Source organism: Bacillus infantis NRRL B-14911 (genome assembly GCF_000473245.1).
GTDB lineage: Bacteria > Bacillota > Bacilli > Bacillales > Cytobacillaceae > Bacillus_AB > Bacillus_AB infantis.
Window position 1 is genome coordinate 147,665 of sequence record NC_022524.1, and the last position, 19,836, is coordinate 167,500.

29 protein-coding genes and 1 rRNA gene (1 of these 30 running past the window's edge) are annotated in these 19,836 nt (G+C 46.4%); 28 read left to right on the plus strand and 2 right to left on the minus strand.

The features are described from left to right. Positions 1 to 15: 15 nt before the first annotated feature. The 25 genes from rpsH to N288_RS00920 all read left to right on the plus strand — a co-directional run bounded on the left by rpsH (position 16) and on the right by N288_RS00920 (position 16,180). Positions 16 to 414, plus strand: coding sequence for a 30S ribosomal protein S8 (gene rpsH, locus N288_RS00800; RefSeq protein ID WP_009791315.1), 399 nt, complete (start codon positions 16 to 18; stop codon positions 412 to 414). A gap of 30 nt (positions 415 to 444) precedes the next feature. Beyond that, entirely contained in the window at positions 445 to 981 is a 537-nt protein-coding gene (gene rplF, locus N288_RS00805; RefSeq protein WP_009791314.1) for a 50S ribosomal protein L6, read from the plus strand. Between the two features lie 32 nt (positions 982 to 1,013). Further along, on the plus strand, positions 1,014 to 1,376 hold the full coding sequence (rplR, locus tag N288_RS00810; protein WP_009791313.1) for a 50S ribosomal protein L18: 363 nt from the start codon (positions 1,014 to 1,016) through the stop codon (positions 1,374 to 1,376). A 21-nt stretch (positions 1,377 to 1,397) separates the two neighbouring features. Continuing rightward, positions 1,398 to 1,898 (plus strand): 30S ribosomal protein S5, encoded by a 501-nt coding sequence (gene rpsE / locus N288_RS00815; protein ID WP_009791312.1) that lies wholly within the window; start codon positions 1,398 to 1,400, stop codon positions 1,896 to 1,898. 13 nt (positions 1,899 to 1,911) lie between these two features. Further along, complete coding sequence (rpmD, locus tag N288_RS00820; RefSeq protein WP_009791311.1) at positions 1,912 to 2,094, plus strand: 50S ribosomal protein L30; 183 nt, start codon at positions 1,912 to 1,914, stop codon at positions 2,092 to 2,094. A 30-nt stretch (positions 2,095 to 2,124) separates the two neighbouring features. Then, a complete protein-coding gene (gene rplO / locus N288_RS00825) occupies positions 2,125 to 2,565 on the plus strand; it encodes a 50S ribosomal protein L15 (protein WP_022543220.1) in 441 nt (146 codons plus the stop codon). After that, positions 2,565 to 3,860, plus strand: coding sequence for a preprotein translocase subunit SecY (gene secY / locus N288_RS00830; protein WP_009791309.1), 1,296 nt, complete (start codon positions 2,565 to 2,567; stop codon positions 3,858 to 3,860). Before rplO ends, secY begins: the two co-directional genes overlap by 1 nt. A 59-nt stretch (positions 3,861 to 3,919) precedes the next feature. Continuing rightward, positions 3,920 to 4,570: an adenylate kinase gene (locus tag N288_RS00835; RefSeq protein WP_009791308.1), complete on the plus strand. Its 651-nt coding sequence runs from the start codon at positions 3,920 to 3,922 to the stop codon at positions 4,568 to 4,570. Then, complete coding sequence (map, locus tag N288_RS00840; protein WP_009791307.1) at positions 4,570 to 5,316, plus strand: type I methionyl aminopeptidase; 747 nt, start codon at positions 4,570 to 4,572, stop codon at positions 5,314 to 5,316. Before N288_RS00835 ends, map begins: the two co-directional genes overlap by 1 nt. A gap of 11 nt (positions 5,317 to 5,327) precedes the next feature. Next, a complete protein-coding gene (locus tag N288_RS00845; RefSeq protein WP_224952345.1) occupies positions 5,328 to 5,615 on the plus strand; it encodes a KOW domain-containing RNA-binding protein in 288 nt (95 codons plus the stop codon). Positions 5,616 to 5,665: 50 nt separating this feature from the next. Beyond that, positions 5,666 to 5,884 (plus strand): translation initiation factor IF-1, encoded by a 219-nt coding sequence (gene infA, locus N288_RS00850; protein ID WP_009791305.1) that lies wholly within the window; start codon positions 5,666 to 5,668, stop codon positions 5,882 to 5,884. A 37-nt stretch (positions 5,885 to 5,921) separates the two neighbouring features. Continuing rightward, positions 5,922 to 6,035: a 50S ribosomal protein L36 gene (rpmJ, locus tag N288_RS00855; protein ID WP_000868344.1), complete on the plus strand. Its 114-nt coding sequence runs from the start codon at positions 5,922 to 5,924 to the stop codon at positions 6,033 to 6,035. 21 nt (positions 6,036 to 6,056) lie between these two features. Then, the gene (rpsM, locus tag N288_RS00860) at positions 6,057 to 6,422 is read left to right on the plus strand and encodes a 30S ribosomal protein S13 (protein WP_009791304.1); all 366 of its coding nucleotides are present in this window, start codon (positions 6,057 to 6,059) and stop codon (positions 6,420 to 6,422) included. Positions 6,423 to 6,444: 22 nt separating this feature from the next. Continuing rightward, positions 6,445 to 6,834 carry a 30S ribosomal protein S11 gene (gene rpsK, locus N288_RS00865; protein ID WP_009791303.1) on the plus strand — a complete coding sequence of 130 codons (390 nt, stop codon included), beginning with the start codon at positions 6,445 to 6,447 and terminating at the stop codon, positions 6,832 to 6,834. A gap of 171 nt (positions 6,835 to 7,005) precedes the next feature. Next, a complete protein-coding gene (locus tag N288_RS00870) occupies positions 7,006 to 7,950 on the plus strand; it encodes a DNA-directed RNA polymerase subunit alpha (protein ID WP_009791301.1) in 945 nt (314 codons plus the stop codon). A gap of 65 nt (positions 7,951 to 8,015) precedes the next feature. After that, positions 8,016 to 8,378 carry a 50S ribosomal protein L17 gene (gene rplQ / locus N288_RS00875; RefSeq protein WP_009791300.1) on the plus strand — a complete coding sequence of 121 codons (363 nt, stop codon included), beginning with the start codon at positions 8,016 to 8,018 and terminating at the stop codon, positions 8,376 to 8,378. Positions 8,379 to 8,964: 586 nt separating this feature from the next. Beyond that, positions 8,965 to 9,804 (plus strand): energy-coupling factor ABC transporter ATP-binding protein, encoded by an 840-nt coding sequence (locus tag N288_RS00880; protein ID WP_009791297.1) that lies wholly within the window; start codon positions 8,965 to 8,967, stop codon positions 9,802 to 9,804. Next, positions 9,780 to 10,649: an energy-coupling factor ABC transporter ATP-binding protein gene (locus N288_RS00885; RefSeq protein ID WP_009791296.1), complete on the plus strand. Its 870-nt coding sequence runs from the start codon at positions 9,780 to 9,782 to the stop codon at positions 10,647 to 10,649. The genes N288_RS00880 and N288_RS00885 overlap by 25 nt, the downstream gene beginning before the upstream one ends. Then, positions 10,646 to 11,443, plus strand: coding sequence for an energy-coupling factor transporter transmembrane component T family protein (locus tag N288_RS00890; protein WP_009791295.1), 798 nt, complete (start codon positions 10,646 to 10,648; stop codon positions 11,441 to 11,443). The genes N288_RS00885 and N288_RS00890 overlap by 4 nt, the downstream gene beginning before the upstream one ends. Positions 11,444 to 11,455: 12 nt before the next feature. Next, complete coding sequence (gene truA / locus N288_RS00895) at positions 11,456 to 12,193, plus strand: tRNA pseudouridine(38-40) synthase TruA (protein ID WP_009791294.1); 738 nt, start codon at positions 11,456 to 11,458, stop codon at positions 12,191 to 12,193. A gap of 193 nt (positions 12,194 to 12,386) precedes the next feature. Then, entirely contained in the window at positions 12,387 to 12,821 is a 435-nt protein-coding gene (gene rplM, locus N288_RS00900; protein ID WP_009791293.1) for a 50S ribosomal protein L13, read from the plus strand. Positions 12,822 to 12,843: 22 nt separating this feature from the next. Beyond that, positions 12,844 to 13,236, plus strand: coding sequence for a 30S ribosomal protein S9 (gene rpsI, locus N288_RS00905; RefSeq protein ID WP_009791292.1), 393 nt, complete (start codon positions 12,844 to 12,846; stop codon positions 13,234 to 13,236). A 193-nt stretch (positions 13,237 to 13,429) separates the two neighbouring features. Next, positions 13,430 to 13,873: a YbaK family protein gene (locus tag N288_RS00910; protein ID WP_022543221.1), complete on the plus strand. Its 444-nt coding sequence runs from the start codon at positions 13,430 to 13,432 to the stop codon at positions 13,871 to 13,873. 77 nt (positions 13,874 to 13,950) lie between these two features. Next, entirely contained in the window at positions 13,951 to 14,670 is a 720-nt protein-coding gene (gene cwlD, locus N288_RS00915) for an N-acetylmuramoyl-L-alanine amidase CwlD (protein ID WP_009791290.1), read from the plus strand. A 463-nt stretch (positions 14,671 to 15,133) separates the two neighbouring features. Then, positions 15,134 to 16,180, plus strand: a complete 1,047-nt coding sequence (locus N288_RS00920; protein WP_009791289.1) for a P-loop NTPase — start codon at positions 15,134 to 15,136, stop codon at positions 16,178 to 16,180. A 54-nt stretch (positions 16,181 to 16,234) separates the two neighbouring features. On the opposite strand, the gene gerD is transcribed toward N288_RS00920, so the two are convergent. After that, positions 16,235 to 16,867 (minus strand): spore germination lipoprotein GerD, encoded by a 633-nt coding sequence (gerD, locus tag N288_RS00925; protein ID WP_009791288.1) that lies wholly within the window; start codon positions 16,865 to 16,867, stop codon positions 16,235 to 16,237. Between the two features lie 151 nt (positions 16,868 to 17,018). Between gerD and N288_RS00930 the strand changes: the two genes are divergently transcribed. Beyond that, positions 17,019 to 17,645, plus strand: coding sequence for a KinB-signaling pathway activation protein (locus tag N288_RS00930; protein ID WP_022543223.1), 627 nt, complete (start codon positions 17,019 to 17,021; stop codon positions 17,643 to 17,645). A 54-nt stretch (positions 17,646 to 17,699) separates the two neighbouring features. Here N288_RS00930 and pdaB read toward each other — a convergent pair whose 3' ends face one another. Then, entirely contained in the window at positions 17,700 to 18,452 is a 753-nt protein-coding gene (pdaB, locus tag N288_RS00935) for a polysaccharide deacetylase family sporulation protein PdaB (protein WP_009791286.1), read from the minus strand. Positions 18,453 to 18,620: 168 nt separating this feature from the next. On the opposite strand from pdaB, the gene N288_RS00940 reads away from it, so the two are divergent. Continuing rightward, a complete protein-coding gene (locus tag N288_RS00940; protein WP_009791285.1) occupies positions 18,621 to 18,845 on the plus strand; it encodes a hypothetical protein in 225 nt (74 codons plus the stop codon). 220 nt (positions 18,846 to 19,065) lie between these two features. After that, a 16S ribosomal RNA gene (locus N288_RS00945) occupies positions 19,066 to 19,836 on the plus strand; it runs 779 nt beyond the window's last position.

Sequence of the window (19,836 nt, forward strand, 5' to 3'; positions counted from 1 at the left end):
AAGGAGGTAAAAACAATGGTCATGACAGATCCAATTGCAGATTTGCTTACACGCATCCGTAATGCGAATATGGTACGTCACGAAAAATTAGAGGTTCCTGCTTCTAATATCAAGAAAGAAATCGCTGAAATCCTTAAGCGTGAAGGTTTCGTTCGTGATGTAGAGTTTATCGAAGACAATAAACAAGGCATCATCCGCATTTTCCTTAAATACGGTGCAAACAACGAGCGCGTTATCACTGGTCTTAAGCGCATCAGTAAGCCTGGTCTTCGTGTATATGCAAAATCAAACGAAGTTCCTCGCGTGTTAAACGGTCTAGGAATCGCATTAGTATCTACTTCTCAAGGAGTTCTTACAGATAAAGAAGCCCGCGCTAAGCAAACTGGCGGAGAAGTATTAGCATACGTTTGGTAATAGAGTTTCTCAAGAATGGAGGTGCAATAAATGTCTCGCGTAGGTAAAAAACCAATTGAAATTCCAAGTGGAGTTACAATCACTGTAGATAATAACAATGTGACAGTTAAAGGCCCTAAAGGCGAATTGACTCGTTCATTCAGCCCTGATATGGCAATCAGCGTGGAAGAGAACATCATTAATGTTTCCCGTCCATCAGAAGCGAAAGAGCACCGCGCACTGCACGGAACTACTCGCGCCCTGATCGCAAACATGGTTGAAGGTGTTTCTAAAGGATTTGAAAGAGGCCTTGAGCTTATCGGTGTCGGTTACCGTGCTCAAAAGCAGGGGAAAAACCTGATCCTGAACGTTGGCTACTCTCACCCTGTTGAAATCGTTCCTGAAGAAGGAATCGAAATCGAAGTGCCTTCTAACACGAAGGTTATCGTAAAAGGCACAAGCAAAGAACGTGTTGGTGCACTTGCTGCTAACATTCGTGACGTTCGTCCTCCAGAGCCTTACAAAGGTAAAGGTATCCGCTACGAAGGCGAATATGTGCGTCGTAAAGAAGGTAAAACAGGTAAGTAATGCCGCATAGGCAAACGAAAGGAGTGACCTAAATGATTACGAAGGCTGATAAAAATCAAGTCCGCAAAAAAAGACATGCCCGCGTGCGTGCTAAACTTAGCGGTACTGAAGCTCGTCCTCGTTTAAACGTGTTCCGCTCTAACAAGCATATCTATGCTCAGCTGATCGATGATGTGAACAAAGTGACTGTTGCAAGTGCTTCAACACTTGATAAGGAAGTTGAACTTACTGCTACAGGAAACACAGATGCTGCTGTTAAGGTTGGAGAACTAGTTGCTAAGCGCGCTGTTGAAAAAGGTGTTAAAGCTGTTGTTTTTGACCGCGGAGGCTACCTGTATCACGGACGTGTTAAAGCATTAGCAGATGCTGCTCGTGAAAACGGCTTAGAATTTTAATAGAAGGAGGGACACATAAAGATGCTTCGTATTGACCCAAACAAACTTGAACTTGAAGAACGCGTAGTTACAATCAATCGTGTAGCGAAAGTTGTTAAAGGTGGACGTCGCTTCCGTTTTACTGCTCTTGTAGTAGTAGGCGATAAGAACGGACATGTAGGCTTTGGAACTGGTAAAGCCCAGGAAGTTCCGGATGCGATCCGCAAAGCAATTGAAGATGCTAAGAAAAACCTTATCGAAGTACCTATGGTTGGAACAACTATTCCACACCAAATCATCGGTCATTTCGGTGCTGGCGAAATCCTTTTGAAGCCTGCTTCTGAAGGTACTGGAGTTATCGCTGGTGGTCCGGTTCGTGCGGTTCTTGAATTGGCTGGTGTAGCTGATATCCTGTCTAAGTCATTAGGCACAAACACACCAATCAACATGGTTCGCGCAACTCTTGAAGGACTAAATAACTTAAAACGTGCTGAAGACGTAGCTAAGTTACGCGGTAAATCAGTAGAAGAACTGTTAGGATAAGGAGGGAAATCAAATGGCGAATAAACTAGAAGTTACCCTCACTCGCAGCGTGATTGGTCGTCCTCAAGACCAGCGCGAAACAGTTAAAGCTCTAGGATTACGTAAGATGAACCAAACAGTTGAGCACCAGGATAATGCTGCTATCCGCGGCATGATCAACAAGGTTGCTCACCTTGTAAAGGTCTCTGAGAAATAAGTTCGATTTTTTCAATAAGGAGGTGCCAAAATGAAACTTCATGAATTAAAACCTGCAGAGGGTTCTCGTCAAGAACGCAAGCGCAAAGGTCGCGGTATCGGTTCAGGCAATGGTAAAACTGCTGGTAAAGGTCATAAAGGTCAAAACGCACGTTCAGGCGGCGGTGTACGTCTTGGTTTCGAAGGTGGTCAAACACCTTTATTCCGACGCTTGCCTAAGCGCGGTTTCACAAACATCAACCGCAAAGAATATGCAGTTGTTAACCTTGATGCACTTAACCGTTTTGAAGACGGAACAGAAGTTACACCAGAACTTCTTATCGAAACAGGAGTCGTAAGCAACGAAAAAGCAGGAGTGAAAGTTCTTGCTAAAGGCAAAGTAGAGAAAAAGCTTACTGTTAAAGCTCATAAATTCTCCTCTGCTGCAAAGGAAGCTATTGAAGCTGCCGGCGGTCAAACAGAGGTGATCTAATGTTTCAGACAATCTCCAATTTTATGCGCGTGGGTGATATAAGACGAAAGATCCTATTCACCCTTTTAATGCTGATCATATTCCGCATCGGTACATTCATTCCTGTACCGCATGTGAATGCTGATCTGTTAAAAGCACAGGATGACTTGAGTGTATTTGGAATCCTGAATACATTCGGCGGAGGAGCGCTTCTCAACTTCTCTATCCTTGCAATGGGAATCATGCCGTATATTACGGCTTCGATCATCATTCAGCTATTGCAGATGGACGTAGTCCCGAAGTTTACTGAATGGTCAAAGCAAGGGGAAGTGGGACGCCGTAAGCTGGCTCAATTCACCCGTTACTTTACAATCGTGCTTGGTTTCATCCAGGCGCTGGGTATGTCCTACGGCTTTAATAACATGGCTGGCGGCATGCTGATTGAAAATCCGGGCATCGGAACTTATCTTCTGATTGCCACTGTACTGACTGCAGGAACAGCCTTCTTAATGTGGCTTGGAGAGCAGATCACATCTAAAGGTGTCGGAAACGGCATTTCCATCATCATATTTGCTGGTATCGTAGCGGCCATACCTTCCACGGTCAACCAGATTTACGCCCAGAAAATTGAAGATGCAGGTGAGCAGCTTTTCCTTAGCATTGTTACAGTAGTCCTGATCCTGGTTGCAGTCATTGCGATCATTGTTGGAACGATCTTCATCCAGCAGGCATTAAGGAAAATTCCGATCCAATACGCTAAGCGTATGGCCACAGGAGGCAATCCTGCGGGCGGACAATCAACTCATTTGCCTTTAAAGGTGAATGCTGCCGGAGTTATTCCAGTCATCTTTGCAGTCTCGTTCATCGTAACGCCAAGAACGATTGCTTCTTTCTTCGAGCAGAATGATGTGACGATGTGGATTCAAAGAGTGTTCGACTATACCCACCCAATTGGTATGATCGTGTATAGTGCATTGATCATTGCCTTTACGTATTTCTATGCTTTTATCCAGGTTAATCCGGAGCAGGTTGCCGACAACTTGAAAAAGCAAGGCGGCTATATCCCGGGTATACGCCCAGGTAAAAACACTCAGGAATATCTGACTCGTGTCTTATATCGTTTGACATTTGTCGGTGCGCTTTTCTTGACTGCCATTGCGATCCTTCCGGTTTTCTTCATCAATTTCGCCGGACTGCCGCAATCAGCCCAGATTGGCGGAACAAGCCTTCTGATTGTTGTGGGTGTTGCGCTCGAAACAATGAAGCAGCTTGAAGCCCAAATGGTTAAGCGTCACTATAAAGGTTTCATAAAATAATTCGGTTTTGGGAACTTTTAGTTCCCATTAACCTTATTAGAGACTGAGGGGGAAATCTTGTGAATTTAGTATTGATGGGGCTCCCAGGTGCCGGCAAAGGTACGCAAGCCGAGAAAATTGTCGAGAAGTACGGCATCCCTCATATCTCAACAGGAGATATGTTTCGTGCAGCTATAAAAGAAGGCACGGAACTAGGTTTAGAAGCTAAATCTTTCATGGATAAAGGCGAGCTTGTCCCTGACCAGGTGACAATCGGCATAGTCCGCGAAAGGTTAAGCAAGGAAGATTGCAATAAAGGCTTTTTGCTTGATGGCTTCCCAAGAACGGTTGCCCAGGCTGATGCCCTTGAAGACATTCTTTCAGAACTGGATAAAAAGATTGATTATGTCATCAACATTGATGTTGACCAAAGCATTTTAATGGAGCGCCTGACTGGCAGACGCATCTGCAAGAACTGCGGGGCAACTTACCACTTGGTATTCAATCCCCCGGCAAAGGCAGACGAATGCGACCGGTGCGGCGGCGAACTTTATCAGCGTGCTGATGATAACGCCGAAACTGTTAAAAACAGACTTGATGTCAACATTAAGCAGACTAAGCCTCTTCTTGATTTCTATGAAACAAAAGGGTATCTGCGCAATATTGATGGGCAGCAGGAAATTTCCAAGGTGTTCACTGATCTTGATGCGCTCCTCGGAGGCCTGCTTTAATGATCATCTGCAAAACACCGCGTGAAATTGAAATCATGCGTGAAGCCGGGCGTATTGTTGCCCTGACTCACCAGGAGCTGCAGAAGCATGTTGCACCGGGCATTACAACCGGAGAGCTGGATACAATTGCCGAGGCGTTTATACGTAAACATGATGCAATTCCATCTTTTAAAGGTTATAATGGTTTCCGTGGCAGCATCTGTGCATCTGTGAACAATGAACTTGTGCACGGGATTCCCGGGGATCGGGTGCTTAACGAAGGCGACATTATCAGCATCGATATAGGTGCTGAATATAATGGCTACCATGGCGATTCCGCCTGGACCTACCCTGTAGGCACTGTTGACAGACAAGTCCGGCAGCTGCTGGATGTCACAGAGCAGTCATTGTATGAAGGGCTTAAAGAGTCAAAGCCGGATGTACGTTTATCGAACATCTCTCATGCGATTCAGACGTATGCGGAAGCAAACGGTTTTTCCATTGTGCGTGAGTATGTTGGCCACGGAATCGGGCAAGACTTACATGAGGAACCGCAAATCCCTCACTACGGTCCGCCTAATAAAGGGCCGGTGCTTAAGCCGGGGATGGTACTGTGCATCGAGCCGATGGTCAATGCCGGAAGCAGGTATGTAAGAACCTTGGCTGATGACTGGACAGTCGTTACAGTGGATGGCAGCATGTGTGCGCATTTTGAACATACCATTGCCATTACTGAAACAGGCTATGAAATCCTCACTAAAGCTTGATGTGCAGGTGATTGCATAGGCTCATTCTGAAAATGGTCTGCGGCCCTGACAAGATCAATTTGATCTCTGGTCAAATTGTTTTGATTAAAAATGGGCGGGATGACGGCGAATATGATATAATTATAAGGTTGATAGATGGACGGTTTGTCTCTATAGCCGAAGGGGCCAGACGAAAGTCAGGCAATCCGCTGCTGAAGAGCGTCCGGCATCTGGAGCTGACTGATTATGTTTCTCCGGAAATCGAGTGCAGCATAAATGAAACCGGCCGTGCAATGAAGGGAAAATTACGTTTTGCGTAAGCAGCGTATGAATAGGTGAGATTCTGAAAAGAAGAAGGGAGACATGTTCGATGGCGAAAGACGATGTAATCGAAATAGAAGGCACAGTTATTGAAACTTTGCCAAATGCTATGTTTAAGGTAGAATTGGAAAACGGTCATACTGTTTTGGCTCATGTTTCCGGCAAGATCCGCATGCACTTCATCCGCATCCTGCCAGGAGATAAAGTAACAGTTGAGCTTTCACCATATGACTTGACTCGCGGAAGAATCACTTACCGCTTCAAATAGACTGATTGCACTCCGTAATATCAAGGAGGTTAGGATAATGAAAGTAAGACCATCAGTTAAGCCGATCTGCGAAAAGTGCAAAGTTATCCGCAGACGTGGTAAAGTTATGGTTATCTGTGAAAACCCTAAGCATAAACAAAAACAAGGCTAATAACAAGGAGGTGCGCATAGAATGGCACGTATTGCTGGTGTAGATATTCCACGTGAAAAACGTGTAGTAATCTCATTGACTTACATTTATGGTATCGGTAAAAATACTGCTCAAAAGGTTTTGGCTGAAGCTGGTGTTTCTGAAGACACTCGCGTTCGCGACCTTACAGAAGATGAGCTTAACAAAATCCGTGAAGTAATCGACAGACTCAAAGTTGAAGGTGACCTTCGCCGTGAAGTTTCACTCAACATCAAGCGTCTTATGGAAATCGGTTCTTACCGCGGTCTTCGTCACCGTCGTGGCCTTCCTGTACGCGGACAGAACACTAAGAACAATGCCCGTACACGTAAAGGTCCTCGTAAGACTGTAGCTAACAAGAAGAAATAATCGGTAAAGGAGGTAATATACAATGGCTCGTAAAACTAATACACGCAAACGCCGTGTTAAAAAGAATATTGAAAGTGGTATCGCCCACATCCGTTCAACATTCAATAACACTATCGTAACAATCACAGACGTTCATGGTAACGCTCTTTCTTGGTCAAGTGCTGGAGCTCTTGGATTCAGAGGTTCTCGTAAATCTACTCCATTTGCTGCTCAAATGGCTGCTGAAACTGCAGCGAAGACATCTATGGAACATGGTATGAAAACTCTTGAAGTTACTGTTAAAGGACCTGGTGCAGGACGTGAAGCTGCCATTCGTGCCCTTCAGGCTGCTGGTCTAGAAGTAACGGCTATCAGAGATGTTACTCCGGTTCCTCATAACGGATGCCGCCCGCCAAAACGTCGCCGCGTATAATTTTTTCTGTATAGAATTTGTATCCTTGTCTATAATGGGTTATGATACAATTTTCCGTTATACAGAAACTTTATTCCAGTTGTTGTGCACAAACGGGAACGTATACATGGGGGAATTTCGGCAGGCAGAAGCTAGCCGGGGTTTCGACGTTTTGAAGGAGGGTATATTTTGATGATCGAAATAGAAAAACCAAAAATCGAAACGGTTGAGATCAGCGATGATGCCAAGTATGGAAAGTTCGTCGTAGAGCCGCTTGAGCGTGGGTATGGTACTACTTTGGGTAACTCCTTACGTCGTATCCTTTTATCCTCACTCCCTGGTGCCGCTGTCACATCTATTCAAATTGATGGGGTACTTCATGAGTTCTCAACAATTGAAGGCGTCGTAGAAGATGTAACATCTGTAATCTTAAATATTAAAAAACTGGCTCTTAAAATCTATTCTGATGATGAAAAGACGCTGGAAATTGATATTCAAGGTGAAGGTGCGGTTACTGCAGCTGACGTAACGCATGACAGTGATGTCGAGATCCTCAATCCGGATCTTCATATTGCTACCCTTGGGTCCAATGGGCACTTGCGCATGCGCTTGACTGCCAAAAGAGGACGCGGTTATACACCAGCTGATCAAAACAAGCGAGAAGATCAACCAATCGGTGTCATTCCTATCGATTCCATCTACACTCCAGTATCGCGTATTTCCTACCAGGTAGAAAATACACGCGTCGGGCAAATGACTAACTATGATAAGTTAACATTCGATGTTTGGACTGATGGAAGCACTGGTCCACAAGATGCGGTTGCTCTTGGAGCGAAGATTTTAACTGAGCATTTGAATATCTTTGTCGGCCTTACTGACGAAGCGCAAAATGCTGAAATCATGGTTGAGAAAGAAGAGGACCAAAAGGAAAAAGTTCTTGAAATGACCATTGAAGAACTCGATCTTTCAGTCCGTTCATATAACTGCTTAAAGCGCGCAGGCATCAATACTGTTCAGGAATTGGCCAACAAGACCGAAGAGGATATGATGAAAGTCCGCAACCTTGGCAGAAAATCTCTTGAAGAGGTAAAACATAAATTAGAAGAGCTGGGATTAGGCTTACGCAAGGATGACTGATCTTAGGATCTATCACTCTTAGGTCTATCACCGACTGATCACTTCAACAAAGGAGGGAAACTTTCATGGGATACAGAAAGTTAGGACGCACTAGTGCTCAACGTAAAGCTATGCTACGTGACTTAGCTACAGACTTAATCATCAGTGAGCGCATCGAAACAACTGAAGCTCGTGCGAAAGAGCTGCGTTCAGTTGTTGAGAAAATGATCACTTTAGGCAAGCGCGGAGACCTGCATGCTCGCCGTCAAGCAGCTGCATTCATTCGCAATGAGGTAGCTAATGCTGAGACAAACCAAGATGCAGTACAAAAGTTATTCAGCGACATCGCAACTCGTTATGAAGAGCGCCAAGGTGGATACACTCGAATCATGAAGCTTGGGCCTCGTCGTGGAGACGGAGCACCAATGGTTATCATCGAGTTAGTATAATTGCTGCAGCAGACAACAAGGGCGCTGGACAGTTTATCATGAACTTGTTCTTTGCCCTTTTTCTGTAAAAGGCTTATCTTCCATTTTCTTCATAAGCCTTATATTCAAGCCAAACAAGAGCGTTACGATGAGCAAGATTCCGCTGCGCCTGAATCTCGGGCCTCTCAGTGCAAGTTCCATACTGACGGATGCAGTATAGGCATCCCGGACTTGTCTCGTCTAGCTCATGCACCTCTTCCGGAACTGTTTTATGCGCACAGAATGTAAATATTCTGCAGCCGGAATGAGGTGCAGGCTTTTTTATAAGTTTCAGGTTTTTTGGCAGAGAGCACAGATTAGAGAGGCAGCTAAAGCGATTATTGAGCTTTGATGCAATTAACGACACAAGCGCATATGTGCCGGCAGCCATCTGACTTCAGCTAATAATTCAATGTCTTCTGCAAATCAGGCTCGCCAAAAGGCGAGTTATTTTTATTTCCGGGAGATAATGATGTAATGCCTCATCCCACTTTAAAATGACAGGCGCTGAAGCAGTGAAGTCAAGGCTGTTTATGCAGCTGCAAGAAGAGCAGAGAGGAGGATCCCTATGTCAAATCCACTTGTTCAATTAGAAAACATTTCTTTTCAATATGATGCCGGCAGCCAGTATGCCTTAAGAAACGTTTCCTTTAACATACAGGAAGGGGAATGGCTTGCCATTGTCGGCCACAACGGATCAGGCAAGTCTACATTGGCCAAGCTCTTAAATGGGCTGCAGTATGCCCAGGAAGGCAGGATCCTGGTGAAGGGGACTGAACTGACAGAAGAGACCGTCTGGGACGTCAGAAGGGCTGTAGGGATGGTGTTCCAGAATCCCGATAACCAGTTTGTCGGAACAACGGTGCAGGATGATGTGGCTTTTGGTTTAGAAAACAATGGAGTCCCGCAGGAAGAGATGAAAGAAAGAGTGAGTTCCTCATTAGAGATGGTCAATATGGGCCAATTTCTAGATCAAGAGCCGCACCATCTTTCAGGCGGCCAGAAACAAAGAGTCGCCATTGCAGGGGTTATCGCCCTGCGGCCGTCGCTGATCATACTGGATGAAGCTACAAGCATGCTGGACCCCCGCGGAAGAGAAGAGGTCCTGCAGACGGTAAGAGAGTTAAAGAGCGAGCACAGGATGACGGTTATCTCCATCACCCATGATCTTGAAGAAGCGGCCAAGGCAGATCGGATCATCGTCATGAACCAGGGGCAATTATACAGGGAAGGCACACCGGAGGAAATTTTCCAGATGGATGAGGAGCTTGTAAAGCTCGGCCTGGACATTCCATTCCCGGTAAAAATGAGCAAGGCACTGCGTGAAAAAGGGCTGGCCATCCCAAAATTTTATTTAACAGAAGAAGAGTTGGTGGAAAAGCTATGGACATCTTACTCCAAAATGTAGAGCATAGATACCAGATAAACACACCATTTGAGCGGCTGGCCATCCAGGATGTATCAATTGATATCCCATCAGGCACATATCTCGCCCTAATCGGCCATACCGGTTCAGGCAAGTCTACTGTCCTTCAGCATTTGAATGCCCTGTTAAAGCCGACAAAAGGCAGTGTCAAAATAGGGGACAGGGAAATTACTGCAGGGAAAAAGGAGAAAAACCTAAAGGCGGTCCGCCAAAAGGTCGGGATTGTCTTTCAGTTCCCAGAGCACCAGCTTTTCGAAGAAACAGTCGAAAAGGATATCTGCTTCGGCCCGATGAATTTTGGCGTCAGTGAGGCCGAGGCTAAGGAAAGGGCAAGAAAGGCAATCATTCAGGTCGGCTTGACCGAGTCGGTTCTTGAGAAGTCTCCTTTTGATCTATCCGGTGGCCAAATGCGGAGAGTGGCCATTGCCGGTGTGCTTGCCATGAACCCTGATGTAATCGTTTTGGATGAACCGACAGCTGGCCTGGACCCGCGCGGGCGGAAAGAGATCATGGAGATGTTCTATTCGCTCCATAAGGAAAGAGGCCTTTCCACTATCCTGGTGACCCACAGCATGGAGGACGCTGCCGCCTACGCCGATCAGATTGTGATCATGCATAAAGGCGAGGTATACAGAAAAGGCGTTCCGGTAGAAATCTTTGCGGATCCGGCAGGACTTCTTGAGCTCGGCCTGGATGTACCGGAGGTTGTAAAATTTCAGCAGAAGTTCGAGAAGGCATTCGGATTGAAGCTCGGAATGACCTGCCTGACGATGGAGCAGCTGACAGATGCGATAGCAGGCGCAGTGAAGCGGGGTGAGGCCAAATGATGGAGAAAATGATTTTTGGCCGCTATGTGCCTGCCGACTCCGTCCTTCACCGGATGGATCCCCGTGCGAAGCTTGCCATTATCTTTTTATTTGTTTGTGTCGTTTTTTTAGCCAATAATATCCTGACTTATGCCATTCTCACTGTCTACACGCTGATGATGGTCCGTTCATCCAGGGTCCCTGCGAGGTTCATTTATATGGGGCTGCGGCCGGTGCTGTGGCTTGTGCTTTTCACCCTGCTGCTGCATGTATTCATGACAAAGGGCGGAGAGGTCATCCTCGACCTTGGATGGCTGAAAATTTATGAAGAAGGCCTGAAGCAGGGTCTGTTCATCTCTATGCGCTTTTTCCTGCTGATCATGATGACGTCGCTATTAACCCTGACAACGACCCCCATTGAAATTACCGATGGGCTGGAAAGCCTGCTGGGTCCTTTGAACAAGGTGAAGTTCCCTGTCCATGAGCTGGCTCTGATGATGTCGATTTCGCTTCGCTTCATCCCGACCCTCATGCAGGAAACAGATAAGATCATGAAGGCGCAGACTGCCAGGGGAGTCGATTTTTCAGGCGGACCGATCAAGGACCGTGTAAAGTCGATCATTCCGCTGCTGATCCCTTTATTCGTCAGCTCGTTCAAACGCGCTGAGGAGCTCGCCACCGCTATGGAGGCAAGAGGCTACCGCGGAGGGGAAGGCAGAACGAAATACCGGCAGCTGAACTGGAGCACAAGGGACACCCTTATGCTGCTCCTGCTCCTGGCAGTTGCGGCACTGCTTGCTGTATTCCGCACATAATGGGGTGTAAAAATGCAAAGATTCAAATGCAAGATTGCCTATGACGGCTCACAGTTCTCCGGATACCAGGTGCAGCCGGGAAAGCGGACTGTGCAGCTTGAAGTGGAAAGGGCACTGGCCAAAATCCATAAAGGAAACCCGGTGAAGATCTTTGCTTCAGGCAGGACAGACGCCGGGGTGCATGCGAGAGGGCAGGTCATCCACTTTGACTCGCCGCTCGCCATTCCTGAGGACAGATGGGTGACAGCCCTGAACTCCCTCTTGCCGAAGGACATCGCTGTGGAGAGCACTGAGAAGGCCGCTGAAGGCTTTCATGCCCGCTTTGATGCATGCGGGAAAGAATATCGCTACTTTATTTACAGAGGGAAAATTCGAAGCCCGTTTGAGCGGCACTATAGCTATCACTATCCTCACCCCCTTGATATCCGAGCGATGAGGGAAGCTGCGGAACATCTTCTCGGCACCCATGACTTCTCAAGCTTCTGCGCCTCCAGGACAGATGTGGAGGACAAAGTAAGGGAAATCCGGAAGGTTCATGTCGAGGAGGCAGGGGAGATGCTGGAGCTCCATTTTACGGGCAGCGGCTTCTTATATAATATGGTCCGCATCCTGACAGGCACGCTCCTCGAAGCAGGAGCAGGAACGAGAGATCCGGGGAGCTTCCCGGAAGTCATTTCAGGCAGGGACAGGAGCCTGGCTGGCAAGACAGCTCCTGCCGAGGGGTTGTATCTATGGAAGGTATTCTATTAAAGGGAAAAAGGAAAAAATTATTTTTTTCAAAACAACTAAACCTGGCGTAACATTCCCTTGACATTGTACTATATAGGATATATCATAATATGGTATGTATTTTAACCCCACAAATAAGCCCCGGAACTTATCTGTGTGATAATATACGAAATCAAAGAACATGAATATGATTGATTATTTAGGAGGGAAACCCATGCGTACGTTTATGGCTAACGCAAACAATATCGAGCGTAAATGGTATGTTGTTGACGCTGAAGGCAAGACTCTAGGTCGCCTTGCAAGTGAAGTAGCAGCAGTCCTGCGCGGCAAAAATAAACCAACTTTCACACCGCACGTTGACACTGGTGACAATGTGATCATCATCAACGCTGAGAAAATCGAACTGACTGGTAAGAAGCTTACTGACAAGATCTATTACCGTCACACAATGCACCCAGGCGGTCTTAAAACAAGAACTGCTCTTGAGATGCGTACAAACTACCCTGTGAAAATGCTTGAGCTTGCTATCAAAGGCATGCTTCCAAAGAATTCACTTGGCCGTCAAATGTTCAAAAAATTACACGTATATGCTGGCAGCGAACATCCGCACCAAGCACAACAACCTGAAGTTTACGAACTTCGTGGATAATTTTTAAAGGGAGGTTATTATCTTGGCACAAGTTCAATATATCGGTACTGGTCGTCGTAAAAGCTCCGTTGCCCGTGTTCGTTTAGTTCCTGGCGATGGCAAAATCATCATCAATGGTCGTGAGATCGAAAGCTACATCCCATTCGCAGCTTTGCGTGAAGTAGTTAAGCAGCCGCTTGTTGCTACTGAAACACTAAACAGCTACGATATCCTGGTAAACGTTAATGGCGGTGGATACACTGGCCAAGCTGGCGCAATCCGTCACGGCATCGCTCGTGCATTGCTTCAAGCTGATCCAGAATTCCGTCCAACATTAAAGCGCGCTGGACTATTGACTCGTGACGCACGTATGAAAGAGCGTAAGAAATACGGTCTTAAAGGTGCTCGTCGTGCTCCTCAGTTCTCAAAGCGTTAATCATTACTCTATCAAAGGCTCCCAGGCTTACGTCTGGGGGTCTTTTTTGCTGTCTGTCTTTGCAAAGAGTCACCAATAGCTTTTGAAAAATGGGTGGCCTTCATCCGCTTTATTCTCTGTCAAAATTGCCAGTGCTTTCTTGAATGACACCCATTGGGCGGATGAAGACTATCTTTAAGGGGTGAAGAAAGCTGTGAGTGTGATTACAACCTTTACAGATAAACAACGTGAAAAGCAGATCAAATATGAAAAAACGGTCCTAAAGGACATTTCGATAAAATCTCTGAAGGAAAGTGTGAAAGGGCATTTTGGAAGTATAAGGTTTACGTCGGGGCTCCTGATGAATACAGGAGTGGAGGAGGCCTGTTATGATGTCGCAATCGAAGCCTACCTCCTTGGGGCCCATTTCAGCCGGTTCGGCTATTATGGAGAAGGCGTTGAACAGGTCCTCGAAAGATGCAGGAGCGAGGAAAAGCATTTTGTTGATACGCTCTATAATTTCCTTCTTTACTGGGGGAGCGGTGAAGAAGCGGCTGCGAACGAGTCACTGGCTGGCACCTGTGAGCATTATGTGCGCCATTGGTGGATGGAGGGCTTTCAAAAGGGCCAGCGGCGCCATAAGCTGAGACTTCATTGATCTCTTTAAAAATGTTCTAACCCCTTCCCTTGTCCCATATATATGAATGAGGACAAGCGGAGGGATGGGTTAGGACGATGAAGCGAAAATTGCAGATGGCTGCTTTTGCGGCCGGACTTATAATCTTATTTTTAATCTTTCGATACGATTTTCTCGAAAATAACTCCTGGAAGTCATGGAATTTGCCGCTCACAGGAGAAATCATCCTCCTGGATCCAGGACATGGCGGACCAGATGGCGGAGCCGGAGATTCAGATGCTTTAGAAAAGGATATCGCATTGAACGTCTCATTAAAGATCAGAGACTACCTGCAAGAGCAGGGAGCGCTTGTCATTATGACCAGGGAGGATGACCGTGACCTGGCTCCGGAGGGTACAAAGGGATACAGCAGGAGGAAGGTGGAGGACCTTAAGCAGCGGCTTAAGCTGATTAATGAATCCGAGGCCGACTTTTTCCTGAGCATCCACCTGAATTCCATTCCATCTGCCCGCTGGAGCGGTGCACAGACCTTCTATGCCCCGCAGATTAAGGAAAATGCTGAAGCAGCCAAATTCATTCAGGATGAGCTTCGCAGAAACCTGGAGAACACAGAAAGAAGAGCCAAGCCGATCAGCCATGTGTATATCATGAAATACGCTAAAAAGCCTGGCGCACTGGTCGAAATCGGCTTCCTCTCCAATCCGGGAGAAAAAGCCAGGCTAAAAACAGATGACTACCAGGAAAAAGTGGCAGCCTCTATCTATAATGGAGTATTGCGCTACTTTACGAATGAAGAAGAGCTGGTGGAGCCAGAATAAAGGGGCATCCTGTGGGATGCTCTTTTTTTATGGAGAAAATGAGACTGGGGAGGGTGTTTTTACTTTAACCGGCTGGCGAGGAGAGTTATGGGAGTTGTTGATCGTGTACCGATAGGGGGATTGCATGGCAGGCATGTGCCGGGCTAGGTATAAGAAGGTGGCTAATCGATGCAAGAGAGGGCAGGTGAGAGCAGGCTTATGTATAGAATGGGTCTCAACGATGCATGAGGGGCATGGCGAGCATTTGTGATGTATTGAATGTGCAAAAGGCAGGCTGCGTTCTATAGAAAATCCTCCACTCTGCTCCAGCTCCTTGCCCCTCAATTCATAAGCCAAGAAAGCAAAAGGCAGCCTCGCCTCCTTTCCCGTCTTGTGCTTGTCGGAACAGAACAGTCGCCTCCGCTTTTCGGGCTATGTTATACTATACTAAGTTTAAAACGACTTAAAGGGCAGGTGCATATAGATGTTGACAGAGCAAAGAGTGAGGGAGCTTTTGGGTGATGTGAAGGAACCGTTCATACATAAAACACTGGGTGAACTGAATGCGATCCAGGAAGTTAGTGTGAAGCCAGAGAAGAATCACGTGAGTGTAAAGATTGCTGTTGCGAAAACAGGGACAGCGGAACAGCTTCAGCTGCAGACGCAGATTGTGGAATTGCTTAAGAAGAATGGTGCAGACTCTGTGGGCCTTCGCTTTAGCGAGCTGCCTGCGGAGGAATTGGCCAAGCACCGTTCTCCGGAAAAAGAGGATAAAGGGCTTTTATCAGAAGACAGCAAAACCAAATTTATTGCGATCGCCAGCGGTAAAGGCGGTGTCGGAAAGTCCACTGTGTCAGTCAACCTTGCTGTATCATTGGCGCGCCTCGGGAAAAAGGTCGGACTGGTCGATGCAGATATCTATGGGTTCAGTGTTCCTGATATGATGGGCATCACAAAGCGCCCGGTTGTCAGGGAAGGGCGGATCATCCCGGTTGAACGCTTTGGGGTGAAAGTCATATCCATGGGCTTTTTTGTTGAAGATAATGCACCAATCATCTGGAGGGGGCCGATGCTTGGCAAAATGCTGAACAGCTTCTTCAATGAAGTGGATTGGGGCGAGCTGGATTATCTGCTGCTTGACCTTCCTCCTGGAACAGGGGATGTGGCGCTGGATCTTCATACGATGCTTCCTTCCTGCAAAGAGATCATCGTCACCACTCCGCATCCGACAGCAGCTTTTGTTGCTGCGCGCGCAGGTGCAATGGCGTTGAGAACCGAGCATGAAATTGTCGGTGTAATTGAAAACATGGCCTTCTTCGAAAGTAAGCTGACTGGCGAGAAAGAATATGTCTTTGGCCACGGCGGCGGGGATAAGCTTGCTGATGAGCTAAGAACAAATGTTTTAGGGCAGCTGCCTTTGGCGCAGCCGGACTGGAATGATGCAGACTTTGCGCCATCCATTTATGATAAAGATCACAGGCTTGGTAAAATTTATACAGACATTGCGGAAAAAGTCATTCAATCAGTATAAAAAAGTGCCTCAGGCGAATCTTCGCCTGAGGCATTTTTACAATGAGATAGAGGATCAGGAACCTCCTCCGCTGTCCCCGCCTTCTCCGCCGCCTCCGCCGCTTTCACCGGATCCGCCGCCTTCGCTTTCTTTGCCGCCGCTCTTCACTTCTTCTGTAGCCTTGATGATCATATCCTGTATCTTGGCTTTGTATATAGGGCTTTCGAAAGTCTCAGTCATCACCTTCTGGAGATGCTCCCTGTATTCGTTGCTTTTTAAAATGGTTGTGACTTCTTTCTCTAATTCAGGATCTTTCAGGACTTCCACCATCATTTTTCGATATTCGGGATCTTTCATCAGATCTTTTAAAAGCTTTTCATTTTCTTTTTCCATACTTTTTGCCATGCTTTCGGCAAATTTAGGATCCTCAAAAGATTTTTTCCAGAATTCAGTCCCTTTATCAGATGTTAAGGTCCTCTCAATCGTATCGGAAACCATTGCCTGGTCCATTACAAGCTGCTGTTTTAGCTTTTCGTCTCCCATCAATTCCTGCAGCGCCTTCTTGCCATCATCGGTCTTTAATATATCGACAATCATTTTCTTTGTCTGATCATAGTCCATTTGGCCGCTGCCTGATTCGGCAGCCTGGCCGCAGCCCGAAACGGCAAGGAGGAGGATAAGTGGGAGGAGCCGGAATATTTTGTACATGATTGAAAGCTCCTTTCAGGATTGTCCCTAACCTTAGAATGGTGATTTGGGGCAAATATTATTCGTTTGGCGAGTAATGCCTAGATTTTTCATACTTTGGTTGGTACAATCATATAGGTGAATGACTATCGCTATGGAGGCTTAATATATAATGACCAGCCGTAATTGGGTAAGGTTGTTTTTGTCCACTCTGCTTTTGGGTGCAATTGCAACCGGTATCACAGGATTTATTGTCAGGTGGGAAGAATATCAGCCGTTATTTGCTGATTTTGAAGTTCTTGAAATCATCTCTGTATTATTTTGGCTAGCAGGAGTGGGCTTGATTTTCAGCATCTTGAGCCAAATGGGCTTTTTCGCATATTTAACCGTACACCGGTTTGGATTAGGTATTTTCAGGTCTTTATGGAATGGCGTACAGGTTGTCCTTATATTATTCGCCTTATTCGACCTTGTATACTTAAGATACAGCAACTTTGCTGAAAACGGGGAAAGCTATGGACCTTATATTGCCCTGGCGCTAATCGTATTGGCAGCGGGGCTGGCGGCAGCATTCCTAAAGGCAAGGCAGACAAACAAAGGGGCATTCATCCCTGCACTGTTCTTCATGGTGGTGGTAACCAGTGTGGAGTGGACACCTGCACTGAGGGTAAATGAAGAAAGCTGGGTATATCTCATGCTTTTCCCTCTGCTTATCTGCAATGCCTATCAGCTTTTGATCCTGCATAAGCTGAATGAAAGCTCAATGAAAAAGAGGGAAGCCATCAAGGCTGCAAAATGATCCGGACATACAAAAAGGCGGGCCGCTGACTACAGGCCCGTCTTTTTTGCTGTATTATTTTATCTCATTTGATTTCGTGCTTGCGTTTGCCATCATTTCAGATACTGAAACCAGTTTTAGGCCTTTGTCTTTATAATTGCCTATAATGGCAGGGAGAGCTTTGGCCGTTTGTTTGGCCGAATCGGAGGCATGCAGGAGAATGATATCTCCTTTCCCGGCCTTGGCAGCATTTTCTGCAATCCTCTCAACGCCCGGATTAGTCCAATCTTTTGAGTCGATGCTCCAGTGTACAACCGTATAGCCCATCTTTTCTGCCACATTCAGTGTCTTTTGATCAAAATGGCCAGTTGGCGCCCTTACCAGCTTAATATCCTTTACATTCAGCTTCTTGAAAGCTTCCTGCCCTTTGGCAAGGTCCTGGCGGATTTTGCTTTCTTCCAGATCTGTATAATCCTTATAATCATAGCCAAGCATTCCAATCTCATACCCTTCTTTAACAATGCGTGCAACCAGCTCCGGATGCCTCTCCGCCCAAGAACCGGATAAGAAGAAAGTTGCAGCCTTGACGTTTTGCTTCTTCAGAACATCGAGTATGGGTTCGGCTTTTTCATCACCCCAGCCTATGTTAAATGTCAGGGCAGCATCCTTCTCTCCTTTGTAAATCGCCTTTGGTCCATCATTTGCCGAGAAAACTGGCATGTGAATAATATTCTCCATATACAAAAACCAGGCAGTAAAGAAGGAGGCAATCATGATAAGCAGCCCCTGTTTAATGGCCTTTCCGTTTACCACATAAAAAAAGTTCATCCAATCACCTCGTCCACAAAGAATCCTTGTCTTATTTTTATGAACACAAAAAGCAAATATGACTTAAATGATTTTTCCGCCAAAATTTTGATTTATTTTCTGTTCGTTTCATAAAAAACAGGGTAATGGAAAATACTACAAGAACCTTAAAAGACAAGGAGCGATACAATGCTTGGAATGCTGATCAATGAAAGGGAATTGAAAGAGATGGAATACTTGATTAAGAGAGAGATGGATGAGATTCTCTTTGATCTGAAAGATGAACGGATTGACCATATAGTGAAAAGAGCAATGGGGGAAAGGTATAAGATTTTGTTTTCCCTGTTTAAGCGGATCGCCCCTGAGAATGAGTGCATTAAATATATGCCTGCGCCGCAGCTGAAGGAACTTTAATTTTTTTTGGATATATTGTTGACTTCTTAATATTATCTTGGTATATTAATAAGCGTCGCTGATGACGCAAAACAAACTTAAGAAAAGTTGTTGACAAGTTATCTGCGCTGTGTTAAATTAATAAAGTCGCTCCTGAGCGGCAGAGATTGTTCTTTGAAAACTGAACGAACAAAAACGTCAACGTTAATCTTAATTTTTTATCAGAGCTAAATCTTACTCTTATATGGAGAGTTTGATCCTGGCTCAGGACGAACGCTGGCGGCGTGCCTAATACATGCAAGTCGAGCGGACGGATGGGAGCTTGCTCCCTGAAGTCAGCGGCGGACGGGTGAGTAACACGTGGGCAACCTGCCTGTAAGACTGGGATAACTTCGGGAAACCGGAGCTAATACCGGATAATGCACAGCCTCTCATGAGGTTATGCTGAAAGATGGTTTCGGCTATCACTTACAGATGGGCCCGCGGCGCATTAGCTAGTTGGTGAGGTAACGGCTCACCAAGGCAACGATGCGTAGCCGACCTGAGAGGGTGATCGGCCACACTGGGACTGAGACACGGCCCAGACTCCTACGGGAGGCAGCAGTAGGGAATCTTCCGCAATGGACGAAAGTCTGACGGAGCAACGCCGCGTGAGTGATGAAGGTTTTCGGATCGTAAAACTCTGTTGTCAGGGAAGAACAAGTGCCGGAGTAACTGCCGGCACCTTGACGGTACCTGACCAGAAAGCCACGGCTAACTACGTGCCAGCAGCCGCGGTAATACGTAGGTGGCAAGCGTTGTCCGGAATTATTGGGCGTAAAGCGCGCGCAGGCGGTCTCTTAAGTCTGATGTGAAAGCCCACGGCTCAACCGTGGAGGGTCATTGGAAACTGGGGGACTTGAGTGCAGAAGAGGAAAGTGGAATTCCACGTGTAGCGGTGAAATGCGTAGAGATGTGGAGGAACACCAGTGGCGAAGGCGACTTTCTGGTCTGTAACTGACGCTGAGGCGCG